Origin of the sequence: Pseudomonas syringae (assembly GCF_001698815.1) — a bacterium.
Classification (GTDB): Bacteria; Pseudomonadota; Gammaproteobacteria; order Pseudomonadales; family Pseudomonadaceae; genus Aquipseudomonas; species Aquipseudomonas syringae_A.
Genome location: NZ_LGSI01000050.1, coordinates 115,895 through 131,517, shown reverse-complemented (window position 1 = coordinate 131,517; position 15,623 = coordinate 115,895). Strand labels below are relative to the sequence as shown.

The 15,623-nt window shown below is 59.1% G+C and carries 14 protein-coding genes; 6 read left to right on the top strand and 8 right to left on the bottom strand.

Annotated features, from left to right (window positions below):
* Window positions 1-5 precede the first annotated feature (5 nt).
* The 3 genes from AFK24_RS16390 to AFK24_RS16380 all read left to right on the top strand — a co-directional run bounded on the left by AFK24_RS16390 (window position 6) and on the right by AFK24_RS16380 (window position 3,996).
* Window positions 6-932, top strand: coding sequence for a 2-hydroxyacid dehydrogenase (locus AFK24_RS16390; RefSeq protein WP_065834196.1), 927 nt, complete (start codon window positions 6-8; stop codon window positions 930-932).
* A gap of 159 nt (window positions 933-1,091) precedes the next feature.
* Window positions 1,092-2,339, top strand: coding sequence for an OprD family porin (locus AFK24_RS16385; RefSeq protein ID WP_065834195.1), 1,248 nt, complete (start codon window positions 1,092-1,094; stop codon window positions 2,337-2,339).
* A 58-nt stretch (window positions 2,340-2,397) separates the two neighbouring features.
* Window positions 2,398-3,996, top strand: a complete 1,599-nt coding sequence (locus AFK24_RS16380) for an argininosuccinate lyase (RefSeq protein ID WP_065834194.1) — start codon at window positions 2,398-2,400, stop codon at window positions 3,994-3,996.
* A gap of 275 nt (window positions 3,997-4,271) precedes the next feature.
* Here AFK24_RS16380 and AFK24_RS16375 read toward each other — a convergent pair whose 3' ends face one another.
* Window positions 4,272-5,528 (bottom strand): cation:dicarboxylate symporter family transporter, encoded by a 1,257-nt coding sequence (locus AFK24_RS16375; protein ID WP_065834193.1) that lies wholly within the window; start codon window positions 5,526-5,528, stop codon window positions 4,272-4,274.
* Between the two features lie 138 nt (window positions 5,529-5,666).
* Here AFK24_RS16375 and AFK24_RS16370 point away from each other — a divergent pair, with 138 nt between their 5' ends.
* The gene (locus AFK24_RS16370) at window positions 5,667-6,596 is read left to right on the top strand and encodes a LysR substrate-binding domain-containing protein (RefSeq protein WP_065834192.1); all 930 of its coding nucleotides are present in this window, start codon (window positions 5,667-5,669) and stop codon (window positions 6,594-6,596) included.
* 3 nt (window positions 6,597-6,599) lie between these two features.
* Here AFK24_RS16370 and AFK24_RS16365 read toward each other — a convergent pair whose 3' ends face one another.
* The 5 genes from AFK24_RS16365 to AFK24_RS16345 are packed head-to-tail and all read right to left on the bottom strand — an operon-like array spanning window position 6,600 to window position 11,056.
* Window positions 6,600-7,340: an amino acid ABC transporter ATP-binding protein gene (locus AFK24_RS16365; RefSeq protein ID WP_080482184.1), complete on the bottom strand. Its 741-nt coding sequence runs from the start codon at window positions 7,338-7,340 to the stop codon at window positions 6,600-6,602.
* Window positions 7,337-8,839, bottom strand: coding sequence for an argininosuccinate lyase (gene argH / locus AFK24_RS16360; protein ID WP_065834190.1), 1,503 nt, complete (start codon window positions 8,837-8,839; stop codon window positions 7,337-7,339). The genes AFK24_RS16365 and argH overlap by 4 nt, the downstream gene beginning before the upstream one ends.
* A 2-nt stretch (window positions 8,840-8,841) precedes the next feature.
* A complete protein-coding gene (locus AFK24_RS16355; protein ID WP_065834189.1) occupies window positions 8,842-9,528 on the bottom strand; it encodes an amino acid ABC transporter permease in 687 nt (228 codons plus the stop codon).
* A gap of 7 nt (window positions 9,529-9,535) precedes the next feature.
* Window positions 9,536-10,198 (bottom strand): amino acid ABC transporter permease, encoded by a 663-nt coding sequence (locus AFK24_RS16350; protein WP_065834188.1) that lies wholly within the window; start codon window positions 10,196-10,198, stop codon window positions 9,536-9,538.
* 12 nt (window positions 10,199-10,210) lie between these two features.
* Window positions 10,211-11,056 carry a transporter substrate-binding domain-containing protein gene (locus AFK24_RS16345; protein ID WP_065834187.1) on the bottom strand — a complete coding sequence of 282 codons (846 nt, stop codon included), beginning with the start codon at window positions 11,054-11,056 and terminating at the stop codon, window positions 10,211-10,213.
* Between the two features lie 206 nt (window positions 11,057-11,262).
* Here AFK24_RS16345 and AFK24_RS16340 point away from each other — a divergent pair, with 206 nt between their 5' ends.
* Window positions 11,263-12,165, top strand: a complete 903-nt coding sequence (locus AFK24_RS16340; protein WP_065834186.1) for a LysR substrate-binding domain-containing protein — start codon at window positions 11,263-11,265, stop codon at window positions 12,163-12,165.
* 242 nt (window positions 12,166-12,407) lie between these two features.
* On the opposite strand, the gene AFK24_RS16335 is transcribed toward AFK24_RS16340, so the two are convergent.
* Window positions 12,408-13,247, bottom strand: a complete 840-nt coding sequence (locus AFK24_RS16335; RefSeq protein WP_240500398.1) for an alpha/beta fold hydrolase — start codon at window positions 13,245-13,247, stop codon at window positions 12,408-12,410.
* A gap of 122 nt (window positions 13,248-13,369) precedes the next feature.
* Here AFK24_RS16335 and AFK24_RS16330 point away from each other — a divergent pair, with 122 nt between their 5' ends.
* Window positions 13,370-13,990, top strand: coding sequence for a GntR family transcriptional regulator (locus tag AFK24_RS16330; RefSeq protein ID WP_065834185.1), 621 nt, complete (start codon window positions 13,370-13,372; stop codon window positions 13,988-13,990).
* A gap of 3 nt (window positions 13,991-13,993) precedes the next feature.
* Here AFK24_RS16330 and AFK24_RS16325 read toward each other — a convergent pair whose 3' ends face one another.
* Entirely contained in the window at window positions 13,994-15,547 is a 1,554-nt protein-coding gene (locus AFK24_RS16325) for an ABC transporter substrate-binding protein (RefSeq protein ID WP_065834184.1), read from the bottom strand.
* Window positions 15,548-15,623 lie beyond the last annotated feature (76 nt).

Here is a 15,623-nt window from a genome sequence, read left to right as displayed (position 1 = left end):
CCACCATGACCCTGCTGTTCAAGATCGATGATGCACGTGGCCAAGTCTGGAAATCCCTGTTCCAGCAACATGCGCCAGACATCGACGTGCGTCTGGAATCCGACGGTTGTGATCCGGCTGACGTGCGCTATTTCGCCTCGTGGATCGCGCCCAAGGCGCTGCACAGCACTTACCCCAATCTGCAAGTGGTGTTCGCCACCTCGGCGGGCGTCGATCAGTTCGACCTGAGCGAACTGCCGCCACACATCGACGTGGTGCGCATGCTCGACCCCGGCATAGCCCAGGGCATCATCGAATACGCCTGCTTTGCGGTATTGAGCCTGCACCGGGAGATCCCGTTGTACCTCGAGCAGCAACGCCAGCATCAATGGCAAAACCGCCCGCTGGTGTCTGCCAGTCAACGACGCGTTGGCGTGATGGGCCTGGGCAATCTGGGCGTGGCGGTGCTGCAAAGCCTGCAAGCGTTCGGCTTTGCCCTGAGCGGCTGGGCACGCTCGGCCAAAGTGATCGACGGCGTGCAGTGCTTCGCCGGACAGGACCAACTCAAGCCGTTTCTCAATCAATGCGATGTGCTGATCTGCCTGTTGCCGCTGACCGATGACACTCGGGGCATCATCAAAGCTGAGCTGCTGGCGGCCCTGCCCCATGGCGCAAAACTGATCAATCTGGGGCGCGGCGGCCATCTGGTGGAGGCAGATCTGCTCGACGCGCTGGCGTCAGGCCAGATTGATCGGGCGATTCTCGATGTGCTTAACGACGAACCACCGGCAGATGACCATCCTTACTGGCAACACCCCCGCATATGGCTGACTCCACACATTGGCGCGATGACGTCACCGCAGACGGCTTTCGAAGTCTTGCTGGGCAATATCCGCCGCCATCAACGCGGCGAATTCATGCCGGGCACCATTGACCGTAGCGAGGGATATTGAGCCGCGGCACCCAGACCATATCTAAAACGTATCGAATCACAACTTTCTATATATTTTTAATTCCCGATTGCAAGCATTAGCCTTTGGAAACCGCGCGCTGTGATGAGCAGACGCGCGGCAATAATTCTAAAAATAAAGGCAACACGCCCGGGAATAACAATGCACAAATCCCCTTCTGCTCTAGGTTTCACCACTGCTGTACTTGGTTTGTCGATGGCTGCGCCGTCCATGGCCGAGGCGGATTTTCTAGCAGACAGCAAAGCCGAACTCGAACTGCGCAATTTCTATTTCAACAGTGACTATCGTCAGGACGGCGCCGCCCAGTCCAAGCGCGACGAGTGGGCACAAGGCTTTCTTCTCAAATACGAATCGGGTTTCACCGAAGGCCCAGTCGGTTTTGGTGTCGACGCCATGGGCTTGTTCGGCCTCAAGCTGGACTCCGGACCGGATCGCCAGAACTCAGGCCTGCTGCCGGTAGGCGACGAAAAAGCGCCGGATAATTACGGCCGCAGCGGCGTGACCGGCAAGGCGCGGATATCCAAGACCGTGCTGCGCGTCGGCACCTTGATCCCCAAACTGCCCACCGTGCTGCCCAATGATGGTCGTCTGCTGCCGCAAACCTTTCGCGGCGCCCAGGTAACGTCCACCGACATCGACCGCATGACACTCAATGCCGGACAGCTGACCAGCAACACCTTGCGCAACGTCAGTGGCCATGACGATATCGAAGTGGCGGCCAAAGGCGTCAAAGGTGCCGTGCCCAGCGATCAATTCAACTTCGCCAGCGCCAGCTATGCGTGGGACAAAACCCTCACCACCAGTTACCACTACGGCGGACTGGAGAAGAACTACAAGCAACACATCTTCAATATCGTCCACACCTTGCCCATCGGCGAATCCCAGTCGTTCAAGACTGACCTGCGCTACGCCGACTCCAGCAAGGACGGCAATACCAACATTGATAACCAGGCACTCGGCGCGCGCTTCACCTATCGCATCAGCGGGCATTCGTTCGGCGCCGCTTGGCAGAGCATGAAAGGTGAAACCGGATTCCCACACCTGGACGGCACCGATTCGTACCTCGTCAACTACGTGATGATCTCGCCGGACTTCGCCAACCCCGAAGAGAAATCCTGGCAGGCGCGTTATGACTTTGACTTCGCCAGCGTCGGCATTCCCGGCCTGACCTTCATGACTCGCTACCTCAAAGGCGACAACTTCGCCCGCACCAAAACCCTGGAAGGCACCGAGTGGGAGCGCAACACCGATATCAGCTACGCGTTCCAGAGCGCGCCTTTGAAAAACCTTGAAGTGACATGGCGTAACGGCAGCTACCGCAGCAACGGCACTGGCAGCGACATCGACCAGAACCGCTTCATCGTCAGCTACACGCTACCGCTGTTGTGAGCCCGACCCACCTCTAACACGCCTGAAATCCCGGCCTGTGCCGGGAACGGAGACTTCAATGAACACCAAGAAAACCCTGATTCAACTGGCCGTGGCTTATGTCCTGAGCACCAGTTACGGCGCCTATGCCGCAAACACGGCTGATGTCCCTTGCAGCAGCACCGAACAATGCGCCGCCCAGGCCGCAAAAATCGGCGCCACGGTCGACAAATCACAGGCCAGGGGCGATAAATCCGAAAGCCAGTTTTCCTGGCTGAACCGGATCAACAAGGCTTCAATCGTGATGCTCACCGAAGAAGGCATCGTCAAGCCGGAAATGGGCCGCAAGATCGCCGGTGGCGTGCGCTTCGCTATTGATCAGGCGGACAAACCCGGTGGCAAGCAGCCCAGCGATGTGTTGCAGCTCGAACAGATCATGACCGACAAGATCGGCCCTGAAGCGTCGCTGATTCACTCCGGCCGCAGCCGCCAGGACATGCTCGCTACTTACCGCCTGGCGAAGTTGCGTTTTCAGGTGCTGGCCTACGCCGACGCGCTGAACTCTACGCGACAACGTGTGCTTGAACTGGCCGCCAAAAACGTCAACACCCTGGTCCCGGCGTACACCAACGGTGTGCAGGCCATGCCGATCAGCTACGCCCACTATCTGCTGGCGTTTGAAGCCGCTTTCGACCGGGACGGCCAACGCATCCGCGAGCTGTACACACGTCTGAATCAGAGCCCAATGGGCACGGCGGTGCTGGCGAACTCTGCTTATCCGCTGAACCGCGAACGTCTGGCGCAGCTGCTCGGCTTTGATGGCGTACGGGAAAACTCCCTGGACTCCAGCCAGGTATCGACCTACGACATTCCGCTGGAAGCGGCGAATATCGCGTCGTCCTCGGCGATTCGTGTCGGCGCCATGATCGGTGACATCCACACGCAATATCACCAGATCCGCCCTTGGCTGCTGCTCGACGAAGGTTCGACTTACACCAGCAGCGCCATGCCGCAGAAGCGCAACCCTGGCCTGTTGATGCGCGCCCGTGAATCGGCTTCGGATGTGGTCGGCCTGGCGCAAACCGTGACCTTGCGCGCGCATAACGTCACCACCGGTATGACCGACTACAAGTTCGCCTTCGATTCCCTGGGGTTGTTCACCTCGACCAAGGACATGTTCGACGGCATGAACAGCGTGCTGGACGCCTTGCAGGTCAACCCGCAACGGGCGCTGGAAGAGCTTGAATCGGAATGGACGACTTCCATGGAACTGGCCGACACCCTGGAACGCCAGCACAAGGTGCCCTTCCGCATCGGTCACAGCTTTGCGTCGCTGATCGTCACCGAGGCTCGCGAAAACGGGACGACCCCCAAGACCTTCCCGTTTGCCGATGCGCAGAAGCTCTACACCAAGGCCGCTGACAAATACAGCTGGACGCCCAACACGCTGCCGCTGGACGAAGCCGCGTTCCGCGCTGCGCTGTCGCCGGAAAACATGGTCAAGACCCGCAAAGGCACTGGCGGCCCGCAGCCACAGGAAGTGCAACGCATGCTCACCGAAGCGCGCAAAACGCTGTCCGCAGACCAAGGCTGGTTGCAGGAACGCCGCCAGAAAATCACCCAGGCTGACGGCGATCTGGACCGCGCGTTCGAGAAGTTGCTGGATTCGAAGGGCTGAGTAAATACGGTTTCGTTGATACCGTCTTGACCTTCATCGCGCAAGCGCGGTGCAAGGGCCATAAAATACTTATGTAGGAGGGGACTTGTCCCCGAAAGGCGGTAGCTCAGGCAGCGTTAACCTTCCGGATTTTCGTTGTCAGGACCATCGCTTTCGGGGACAAGTCCCCTCCTACCGGTTGTTAGATATTCAGGAGCGAACTTGTTCGCGAGGCGCCATTTCGTTTTCGCAGGTTGAATGCCTCGCCAACGAGCTGGCTCCTACAGAAACCGGATTCAACAACTCGCCAACCCTTGCCGCAACGCCGCCCGGTCGATGGACCGCTGCCAGCAACAGATGACCAGACACGCGACGCAATTGCCCAGCACGTTGGTCAGGGATCGACATTTCATCAGGCGCTCGACACCCAGCAACAGACCCACGCTTTCCAGAGGAATGACATGCAGCATGTTCAAGGTGGCGATCAGGGTAAAAAACGCCGAGCCCGCGACGCTGGTCGAACCCAATGACGTCAGCATGCAGATCAGCAGCACACCGATCAATTGCACACTGCTCAGCTCCACTCCCGCCAGATGGGCAAGAAACATCACCGAGGTGGTGACATAAATATTTGACCCGCTCAAGTTAAAGGTATACCCGGTGGTCAACACCAGCCGCACAACTTGACGATCACACCCCAACTTTTCCAGCTTGCTTATCAGCCCTGGAATTGCAGCCACCGATGCGCCAGTGAACGTCACCAGCAATAGCTCTTCCTTGATATAAGCGGTCAGGCGCCACAAACTTATCCCGACCGCACGGGCAATACTTGCCAGAATAAAAATGACAAACAGCGCGCACACCAGATACATGACCAGCACAAATTTAAACAGCGGAAGAATTGACACAACCCCAAATTTACCCACGGTAAATGCCATGGCGCCAAATGCAGCGGCGGGGGCAAATTTCAAGATCAGGCGCAATACTCGAAATAACAGACTGATCGCGACTTCCAGACGGGCCTGCAAGACTTCCCCCACCTGCCCGACCCGAGGCAACAGCAGCCCCGACATTACCGCCAACAGCATGACCTGAAGGACCAGATTCTGGGACAAAGCCTGGTAAATGCTGGACCAGACCTCTCCCACGGAGAATTCGCCGAACAGCTTGAGCGTCGGTACGGCTGGACCGGCAAGTGCAGCCGCGGCTTGGACAATACGCTCAGGAAAGATCTGCGCCGTCGTCGTATCCAGACTGAACCACAGGGCTGTGCTCATCCCCAATAACAGCGCAACAATCGACATCACCTGGAAATAAACAACTACCTTGCGCACCAGTCGCACATGTTTGCCTTGCTGGTGCAGACTCGCCACCCCGGAACATACCAACAGGAACATAATGAAGGGCATCAGCAAGCCGATCAACTTCACGAAACCATCGCTCAGCGGTTTCATGTAGACGGCCAGATCCGGACGCAGCAATCCCAACAGGACGCCACAACTAATGGCGAGCAGGATTTGCAGGGTTGCGTTCTTCAGAAGCTTGACAGGCATCGAGGCTCCGCCACAAAAAATATTATTGTTATTGTCGCAACGTCGCGGCTTCAGCCATAGTAGCCACGCGTGTAATGAACTTCGCCGTAATGTTTTGGCCGGCCCGGAATAATAAGACTTGGAACAGGATATACCAACATGGAACTTCGGCATCTGCGTTATTTCGTCATGGTGGCCGAAGAACGACATTTCACCCGTGCGGCGGCGCGCCTGAATATGCAGCAACCGCCGCTGAGCCAGCAGATCCGCGCGCTGGAACAGGAGTTGGGTTTCGAGCTGTTCAAACGCCATCCCAAGGGCGTCGATCTGACGGCGGGCGGGCTGGTATTTCTTGCGGAAGCCCAGGAAATTCTGACCCGTGTCGAGCAAGGTGCGCTCAAGGCAGCGAGAGCCGCCAACGGCATCGAGGGCACGCTGATCATCGGTTTCACCAGTTCCGCCGCCACGCATCCGCTGATCCCGCAAATCATTCGTGCCTACCGCGAACGTTATCCCGGCGTCGAAGTGGCGTTGAAGGAAGGCAGTGCCCGGGAGCTGACTGAAGAAGCCATCGAAGGCCGTCTCGATGTGGGCATTCTCCGAGCCCCAGTAGGTCAGCACCACAGCATCCAGTTTCATCGCCTGCATAACGAAGAAATGCTGCTGACCTTGCCGCTGCGCCATCCGTTGCTGGATCAGGTAGACGCGTCGACGCAGATTCCGGAAATCTCTATCAACGCACTCAGGGATGAAAAATTCATCCTGGTACGTCGCCCCGGCGCACCGGGCATGTATGCGAATCTGATCAAGGCCTGTCAGAACGCCGGTTTTAATCCGCATATTGCGTTCGAGGTGGAACGCATGCTGACCAACGTCAGCCTGGTGGCGGCTGGCGCTGGCGTGTCAATTGTCCCGGCCTCCATGAAGGACGTGCATCGCGAAAGCGTCGTGTACTGCCGGATTCTCCACGCCCGTCCGCGCCTGCTTGCGCCGTTGACGCTGGTCTGTCGCACCTTCAACCTGCCCGCACCACTGGAAAATTTCATTCAACTGGCGCGCCACTTGAGCAGAATCTATCGCAAGGTCTGAGTGTCAGCGCAACACCGAACTCAAGAACTGCCGGGTGCGTTCTTCCCGTGGCGCAGAAAATATCTGCTCCGGCGGACCTTGCTCGATGATGCGCCCGCTGTCGAAGAACACCACTCGATCCGCCACTTCCCGCGCGAAACCCATTTCATGGGTGACGACGATCATGGTCATACCTTCCTTCGCCAGCCCTTTCATGACGTTGAGCACATCGCCGACGGTCTCCGGGTCCAGCGCGGAAGTGGGCTCATCGAACAGCAACAGGCGCGGGCGCATCGCCAGGGCGCGCACAATTGCCACGCGTTGCTGCTGACCGCCGGACAGTTCCGACGGATAACCATTGGCCTTGTGGCGCAAGCCGACGCGATCGAGCAACTGCAACGCACTTTCCCGGGCCTCGGCTTTGGACATCCGCTTGAGCTTGACCGGCGCCAGGGTCATGTTGGCGAGCACGGTCATGTGCGGGAACAGCGTGTAGTCCTGAAAGACCATGCCGACTTCTTCGCGCAGTTTCGCCAGTGCCTTGCGGTCGCCTGCTTTGGTGGCTGCGCCGCCATCAATCACCACGGTGCCGCCCGAAGGCTCTTCCAGGCTGTTGAGGCAGCGAATGAAGGTCGATTTGCCCGAGCCACTCGGCCCGATGACCACCACCACTTCGCCCTCCTCCACATCGAGGTCGACGCCCTTGACCACTTCGTGTTCGCCGAAGCGTTTGCGCAAATCGCGCACTGTCAGCATTGCGCTCATAGGCCGGCCTGAAGGCGCGTTGCGGCTTGCAGACGATCATCAGCGGCGGCGAAGCGGTCGCGGCGAGCCTGATTGGCCTGACGTTCGCGGGCAATCCGCGCGTCGGCCTTGTCCAGGCTCGGCAACAGCGAAACCAGCGACGGCCCGCCCGCCGAAGCACGGGATTGCACATTGGCGGCTGGATCAAGGCATTCGCGAACCTTGTCGGCGGACAACTTCAGCGGATGGCCCAATTGCTCAACCGCGCACATATCCACCATGGTGGTATCGATCTGATGCGCCGACAGCCCGGCATCCATGGCCATGCGCACCGCCGCGCCCACCACGTGGTGTGCCTCGCGGAACGACAGGTCGGCTTCGCGCACGATGAGATCGGCCAGACCGGTTGCCGTGGAAAAATCCTCGCTGGCGCGTCGCGCGGCCAATTGCGTATTCGGCGTGGCCGTGCGCAACACCAGATCCAGCAGTTTCAGACAACGCTGCACTTCCTCGGCGGCTTCCCAGAAACCTCGGGTGCCCTCACGATTGGCATCGCCGGTGTGGGAGAAGTTGCTGCCCTTGACGGTGATGCTGGCGCCCATCAACAGGCCGACGATATGCCCGGTGCGGCCTTTGAGGTATTCGAGGACCGTCGGGTTCTTCTTCTGCGGCATGATGCTGGAGGTGGCCGCAACGCTGTCCGGGAAATCGATGAGGCTGAATTCATGGGTGCTCCAGACAAAATAATCCTGCGCCACCCGACTCCAGAACACCGACAGCAAACTCAGGTGCGACAAGCTCTCGAGAATGAAATCCCGGGAACCCACCGCGTCCAGCGCGTTGTCCAGGTAGCCGTCGAAACCCAGCAGTTCGGCGGTGCGCGCGCGATCAATGGCAAACGGCGTGCCGGCGAATGCTGCGGCGCCCAGCGGGCTCTGGTTCATGGCGTCCAGGGTTTGCGTCAAGCGCTGGGTGTCGCGCTGCAAGGCCTGCTCCACCGCAGACAGGTAATAGCCATAAGTGATGGGTTGCGCCGGTTGCAAATGGGTGTAACCCGGCATGACGACTTCGGCATACAGCCGGGCGTTGGTGAGTGCGGTCTGCCTGACCTGATGCAGTAAGTCCACAAGGTTGAGCAGCACTTCCCGGCAACGCAGGCGGTCAAGGGTCGCAAGAATGTCGTTGCGGCTGCGTCCGGTGTGCAGGCGGCCGCCGATATCGGTGCCGATCTGCTCGATCAAATGGGCTTCGTAGTTGAAATACGCGTCTTCCCGAGACGGGTCCAGGGTTACCGCGTCAGGACCGGCGGCTTCCATGTCGAGCACGCCTTTGGCCAGCACGGCGGCATGTTCATGGCGAATCAGGCCCTGTTCGGCGAGCATCACAATGTGCGCCTTGTTGACGTTGCCCAGGCTGACAAAACCTTGGGCGAAGCCTTCCAAGCGCGGCTGATAGATGTATTCGTTGACCTCTGGCGCGGTGGTTTCTTTCAAGCGACGACTGACTTTGGATTCCTGCATGATCAAACCTCTGAATGAGTTGGACGCGTCACCGGGCGACCCAGGCGACGTTCGAGATAACGACTGAGCCAGGTCAGCGCCGAACAGATAACGAAATAAACCAGCAGCACCACGCCGTAGACCGTGAACGCCGGGCTGACGCCGGTCATGACCGTGGAGCGCTCGATAATGATTTGGCCGACCTTGAGAAACTCGCCGACACCGACCAGCGCACCCAGCGAGGTAGCTTGCACGAGCATGGTCAGCAGGCCGGTGAAGGCCGGCAGAATTGCCCGCATCGATTGCGGCGCGATGATGTACAAATAGATGTGCCAAGGCCGCAGCCCCAGCGCCCAGGCGCTTTTCCACTGGTGACGGGCCACCGATTCCAGACCGCCCCGCACGATTTCGATGCCATTGGCGCTGCCCCACAACGTCAGGCCGGTGGTCACTGCCGCGAACGGGCTGAGATCGAGGCCCAGCATCGGCGCGCCGAAGAAGATGAAGAACACGTTGACGATCAGCGGAATCGAACGAAACAGCTCGACGTAGGCATGGATCGTCCAGCGCAACAGCGGGCTGCGCAGCGTCGCCAGCACGCCGAACACCGCTGAAATGACAGAGGTGAACAGCAGGATGACCAGCGCCAGACGCAAGGTCATCCACAAGCCTTTGGAGATGAACCCCCAGTTTTCGATCACAAAATTCATGAGCAACTCACTGCCGGAAAGGACGTTGCAAATGCGCCGAGAGGCGGCTGGTCAATAACGCCAGAATCGCAACCAGCCCCAGATAGATCACGCAGATCGCGCTGAACATCTCGATCGCCCGAAAATCCGTGGCGATGCGATCCACCGCGACGAACGTCAGCTCCGCCAGGCCGATGGCCTGCAGGTAAGACGAGTTCTTGATCAGCGAAATCGCGGTATTGAGCACCGCTGGCAAACAGGTCCGAAAGGCAATCGGCAAGGCCACCAGATAAAAGTACTGGCTCGGTTTCAGGCACAGCGCCTGGCTTGCTTCATGCAAACCGTGCTCTACCGTGGCCAGCCCGCCGCGAATGTTTTCCACCTGATACGCCCCGGCCCACAACGACAGGCACAGCACGCCAGACCAGAACAGCGACAACTCCATGCCCACGGCGGGAAGCCCGTAGAAGATGAAGAACAGCTGCACCAGGATCGGCGTATTGCGGATCAACTCCACGTACGCCACCACCAGATGGGACAGCACCGGCACCTTCAGGACGCGCATCGCGCCACCAAAAACGCCGATCAGCAGCGAACAGGCTATGGCGATCAGCGACACACGCAGGGTCATCAAGACGCCGTCGAGCAGCGCTGGCCATTGCGCGACCAGGTAGTTGAAATCGAAGTCCATAGCGTCGTCCGATCAGATTTTTTCAGCAGGTTTGGCTTGCTCGAACACGCTCAGGTAATAGCTGCGGATGCTCTCCGGCACGTATTGCACGACCCAGCCACGGAACAGCTTTTCTTCGTGCATGCGCGCAATCGCCGCACTCAGGTAGTCGCGCCATTGCTCGTCGTTTTTGCGCACGCCGATGGCGGCATCGGAGATCTGGAAGGGTTCGCCGATCAGTCGGGCGTTGGCATCGTTGGCCGTTACCACCACCAGTGTTGCTGCGTCGTGGGTGTAAGCGTCGGCACGGCCCTGGCGGAAAGTCTGCAAGGCATCGGCGGCGCTGTTCATGCGCAGGGTCTTGACGTTGGGCATGTGGTCTTCAAACCACTTGGCCTGCACCGAGCCCTTCAAGGTCGCCAGAGTCTTGCCATCCAGATCGGCGATCTTCTTGATCGGGCTGTCCTTGGCGACGATGACGTCGCTGGCGCCCCAGCGATACGGCGTGGTGAAGTCGATCACCCGTTGACGCTCAGGGGTGACGCCCAGGGTTGCGATCAGGAAGTCCACTTTGCGCCCCAGCAACTGTGGCACGCGGTTTTCTGCGGTGACGCAGGTAAACGTGACCTTGTCCTTGGAACCCAGCGCCCAGAGCGCAACGGTGCGCGACATCTCGACTTCGATGCCGGCGAATTCACCGTTGTTATCCTGAAAACCATACGGCGGTTGGTCGCAACGCACACCAGCACGCAGCTGACCGGCTTGTTTGATTTCATCGGGAACTGCGGGAAGTTCGGCGGCATGGACCTGCGACAGCCCGGCAAGGGCCAGACAAGAGAGTGCCACTGCATTGCCAAGGAACTTGAGCGAAAACGACATAATGCCTCCTGGTGAATTAAACATGAGGTCCACCCACCGGCGGACTCATGTAACGGATTCAAGGGCAGAACTGAGAAGGTGGGACCTGTGCAGACTGGGCCGATCTCTATGGACGGCCTCGATGTGCAGAACAGTTATAAAGCCTCTGGCTCATGCCAACAAATGCCAATACAGTAGCCATCCATACGCAATTGATATGGCCGACCATGAACTTCAAACAAGTCGAAACGTTTCGCGCGGTAATGCTCAGTGGTTCGATGACGGCAGCGGCCGAATCCCTGCACACCTCGCAACCCAATGTCAGCCGTTTGATCGCGCAACTGGAACGCAGCAGCGGCTTCAAGCTGTTCGAGCGCGTGAGTGGGCGGCTGTTGCCAACGGATGAAGGTGCAGCGCTGTTCGCCGATGTGGAGCGGGCCTTTATCGGTTTGCAAAGCATCGAGGACTCGGCGCAGAACATTCGCCGGGCAGGTACCGGCAAACTGCGCATTGCTTCAGTGCCGTCGTTATCGCTGACGGTATTGCCCCGAGTCATCCAGCGTTTTCGCCAGCAGAATCCCGATGTGGCGATTTCGATTCACACCAGCGACTCGCCCACCGCCACGCACTGGACCGCCTCGCAATACTGCGATCTGGGCCTGGCGTCCTATATTGGCGAGGAAACACCGGGGGTGAAACCGACGCTGATCTGCGACGTGCCAGGGATCTGCATCTTTCCCAAAGGGCATCGGCTGGAGGCCTTGGAAACCATCGGCCCCGAGGATTTGCGCGAAGAAGAGTTTGTCTCGCTGCTGCATAACGACGGCACCCGGGCGCGGATCGACCGCGCGTTTGCCATGCCACTGGATCGCCGCAAGCTGAGCCTGGAAACACCTTTCGCCGCGACCATTTGCTCGCTGGTCGGGCTGGGGCTGGGCGTAAGTATCGTCAGCCCGATGGTGGCGTTGGAATACCGCCACATGGGCATCGAGATACGCCCTTTCCGGCCGCAGATTCGCTTCTCGACTTACTTGCTGTTGCCAGCGGATCGCCCGCAAAGCCTGCTTTCACAACGCTTTGGCGCGCTGATCACCGAGATGCTCACCGAAGCGGCCAAGGATTGGCAGTGAGCCGCGAACCCTCTGTAGGCACGAACTTGTTCGCGAAGAGGCCGGCGTAAATTGCGCAAATCTACGTCGCCGGCACCTACACCTCGCGGATAAATCCGCTCCTACAGGGTGGCCACATTTCAACTGTGGGAGCGAGGCTTGCCCGCGAATCATGCGCCTCGGTGAATCAGACCCTCCGCGTTATCGTTCTTCGCCGGCAAGCCTCGCTCCAACGGGCCGTGGCCAATCTGGAATATCACCTTTCATCCCAAGCCCAACAAAAAGTCCTGCACGTAGGGCACCACCGAAATGCCGGCGTGAGCGACGTTGGGCACGATGTCCTGTTGCACACGAATATCGTGGGCTTGCAGGTTGCGGGCGAGCGTGGCGTTGCGCTCGACTCGGGTGCTGCCGGCGTCGTTGATGCCTTCCTTGAATTGCACTGAACCCGGAGCGTAGTGAATCTCCCAGGTTTCCAGATCGGCTGCGCCCACCAACAATTGCACGTCCACTTCACGCAGCGCAGGCAGGTTCAGATTCTTGCCGAAGATTTTCTCGATGCCACCTGTGCCAACCCACCAGTCGCGGTTGTCGTCGATCAGAGTCACCGAACCGGGCGCGCCGATGGACACCGAGCGCAGCCGTTCCGGGTGCAGGTAATAAAACCGATTGGCGAAGTGCCCGCCGCCGGAATAACCAAACAGCGAAAAACGTTCGAACCGGGTATTCAGAACCTGCGCAATTTCATCGACCATCGCCAGCAAAACCTGGTCATAACGAATATCCCCTTCGACCAGATACTTGAAGCCATGAGGATTACCGTCGCCCAGCGGCCCTACCGGAAACAGCGGCGCGAGGATCACGTATTTGTTGAAACGCCCGAATTCGGCAAAGGCATCGCGGTACTCGACCATGGTGCGCCCGGTGCCATGCACGGCGACCAGCAAGCGGTGCTCTTCGGGACATTGATCGAAACTTTGCGGCACATACAGGCAGTACGCGAACCGTGGATCCATGCGGCAGGAAAAAATTGTCGTGGCGCCACGGTAGTAAAGCTTGCGACTGCGTGCTTCCGGGCTGTCTTCAGGGTTGGCTAACATCATTAAACCTCGGCGTTTTGTGCCATTATTGGCAGCCATTATTGGCGAAGGGTCGGTGACTGAGTCGGGGCCCTCGCTGCATCAAATTTTTTCGCCCGGTATCAAGCTATGTGTGGACGTTTCCATTGAAAAAAACCGTTACTGATCGCAGCCAACTGGTGGTGCTGATCTCCAAAGACATCAACGCGGGAATCCTCCCGGCGGGCAGCTGGCTCAAACAGATTGATCTGGAGGAGCGCTACGGCAGCTCCCGCCTCGACGTGCGCCGGGCGCTAGACCAGTTGGTGGTCAAGCGCATGGTCGAACATCTCCCCAATCGGGGTTACTACGTGCATACCCCGGACCTCGCGCAGGTCTCCGACGCCCGGGAGATACGCGTTGCGCTGGAATGCGCGGCGGTCAACCAGATGATCGTCAGCGACGCCGACCTGGAGCAGCTCGACGTCCTCGCCCAACGTTTCAATACGCTGGTGCAGGAAGGCACGCTGCTGGAACGCTACAACGCAAACCTGGATTTCCATCGCACCCTCTATGAGCTGTGCAGCAACCGGCAGTTGATCGAATTCATTGAAGACATGCGCAGTCGTCCACCGTCATCTCCCGGCGGAACCTGGCGTACCCATGTGCGGGCCGAGCAATCGAGCCGGGAGCATTTCCAGATGGTCGATGCCCTGCGCAACAACGACCGTGAACGACTCAAACAACTGATTGCCGCGCATATCCGCCAGATCCCGCTGGAGCAATGACCCTCAAGGCTTGACGCTGACGCCCCAGAGGCGCGGCTTCTGGCCTATCCACGAGTTGTAACCCTCGACCTTCTGGTTCAGCGCCATGATGTCCAGCCCGTTGTACATGACGATCATCGGCACCTGATCGATGAAGCGTTCATGCAACTGGTCGAACAGCACCTGGCGCTTGCTCACGTCGCCTTCTTTCAGCGATTGCGCCAGCAGGTCGATGGCGACCGGGTCTTCCCAGCCTTTACGCGGTTCCTTGTCCTTGTTGCCGGTGACCTGTTCAAAGCTCAAGGCCGGGTCGAAACGCGCTGAGTAGGTGAACGACATGGCCTGGTAGCGACCGGTCTGGTAGCGCTCCAGTTGCGTGCCCCACTCCAGCACTTCAACCTGAACGTTCATGCCGACGGCTTGCAGCATGGCCTGGGTAATGATCGCCAGGTCGTAACTGGGCACCATCGAGCGGCGGTTGGCGACGATGGTCAGCGGTTGCCCGTGATAGCCAGCCTGTTGCAACAGCGCAGCGGCCTTTTGCGGGTCGTAGCTGAAACCGGCTTTTTCGGCGGCACCGTAATAGTTGGACGCCACGCTGACGATGGAATTGTTGGCAACACCAAAGCCATTACTGGTGGTCGCCACCAGTTGATTGACGTCGATGGCCGCCGCAATCGCCTGACGAATGCGCTTGTCCTTGAGCAGCGGATCTCGGGTCTGGAACATCAGCACGTTCATGGTGGCGCTGGGCGATGTCGAGACTTTCAGATTGGAGTGGCTCTTGATTTCCGGCAGATCGGTTTCAGTGACTTCGGCCATGTCCAGGTCGCCGGAAAACAGCGCGGCCTTGACGGTTGCCTGATCGGGGATGATGACGAAACGCACCTCATCAGCCAGCGCCTGCTTGCCGCCGGTATAACCGTCACGCGGGCCGGGCAGCGACTGATATTTGGCGAATCTGGTCAGGCTGACGTATTGCCCGCGCTTCCACTCGCCCAACTGATACGGGCCGGTCCCCACCGGTTTGACAAACTCGCCCTGGGCGTTGAGCGATGCCTTGTTCAAGATGCCAGTGCCGCCGCAGTCGGTGCGCGCCAGGGTGGCGAGGAACATGCCGCTGGGCTTTTCCAGACGCATCACTACGGTGTGCTCGTCAGGCGCCTGGATGTCGATCACCTTGGTCAAGCCACTGCCATCGAACTCGGACAGACAACGCCATTGCGTCTTGGGCTCCATGTCGCGTTTCCAGCTCCACAGCACGTCGGCGGAGGTCAGCGTGTCGCCGTTGTGAAAGATCACGCCTTTGCGCAACGTGAAGGTGTAGCTCAGGCCATCGGCAGAAATGTCGACTTTCTCGGCAAGCAAGGGTTTGACTTCGCCTTTCTCGCCGTACGCCACCAGCCCCTCGACCATATGCAGCACAACCTGATCGGTGCGGTCATCGCGGTTGACGCCGGGGTCCAGCCCGCGAACATCCGAGTTCAGTGCCAGACGCAACGGCTGGGCTTGCACGACACCGGCGCCGAGCATGGCAACCAGACCAAAGGCCAGAGCCTTCTTCACAGAGCTTTTCATCAGCGATTCCTTGGAAAAACCAACACATTCGCGCCGTCGCCCAAGCCACGGCATTCAGATAAATCACAGGGTGATG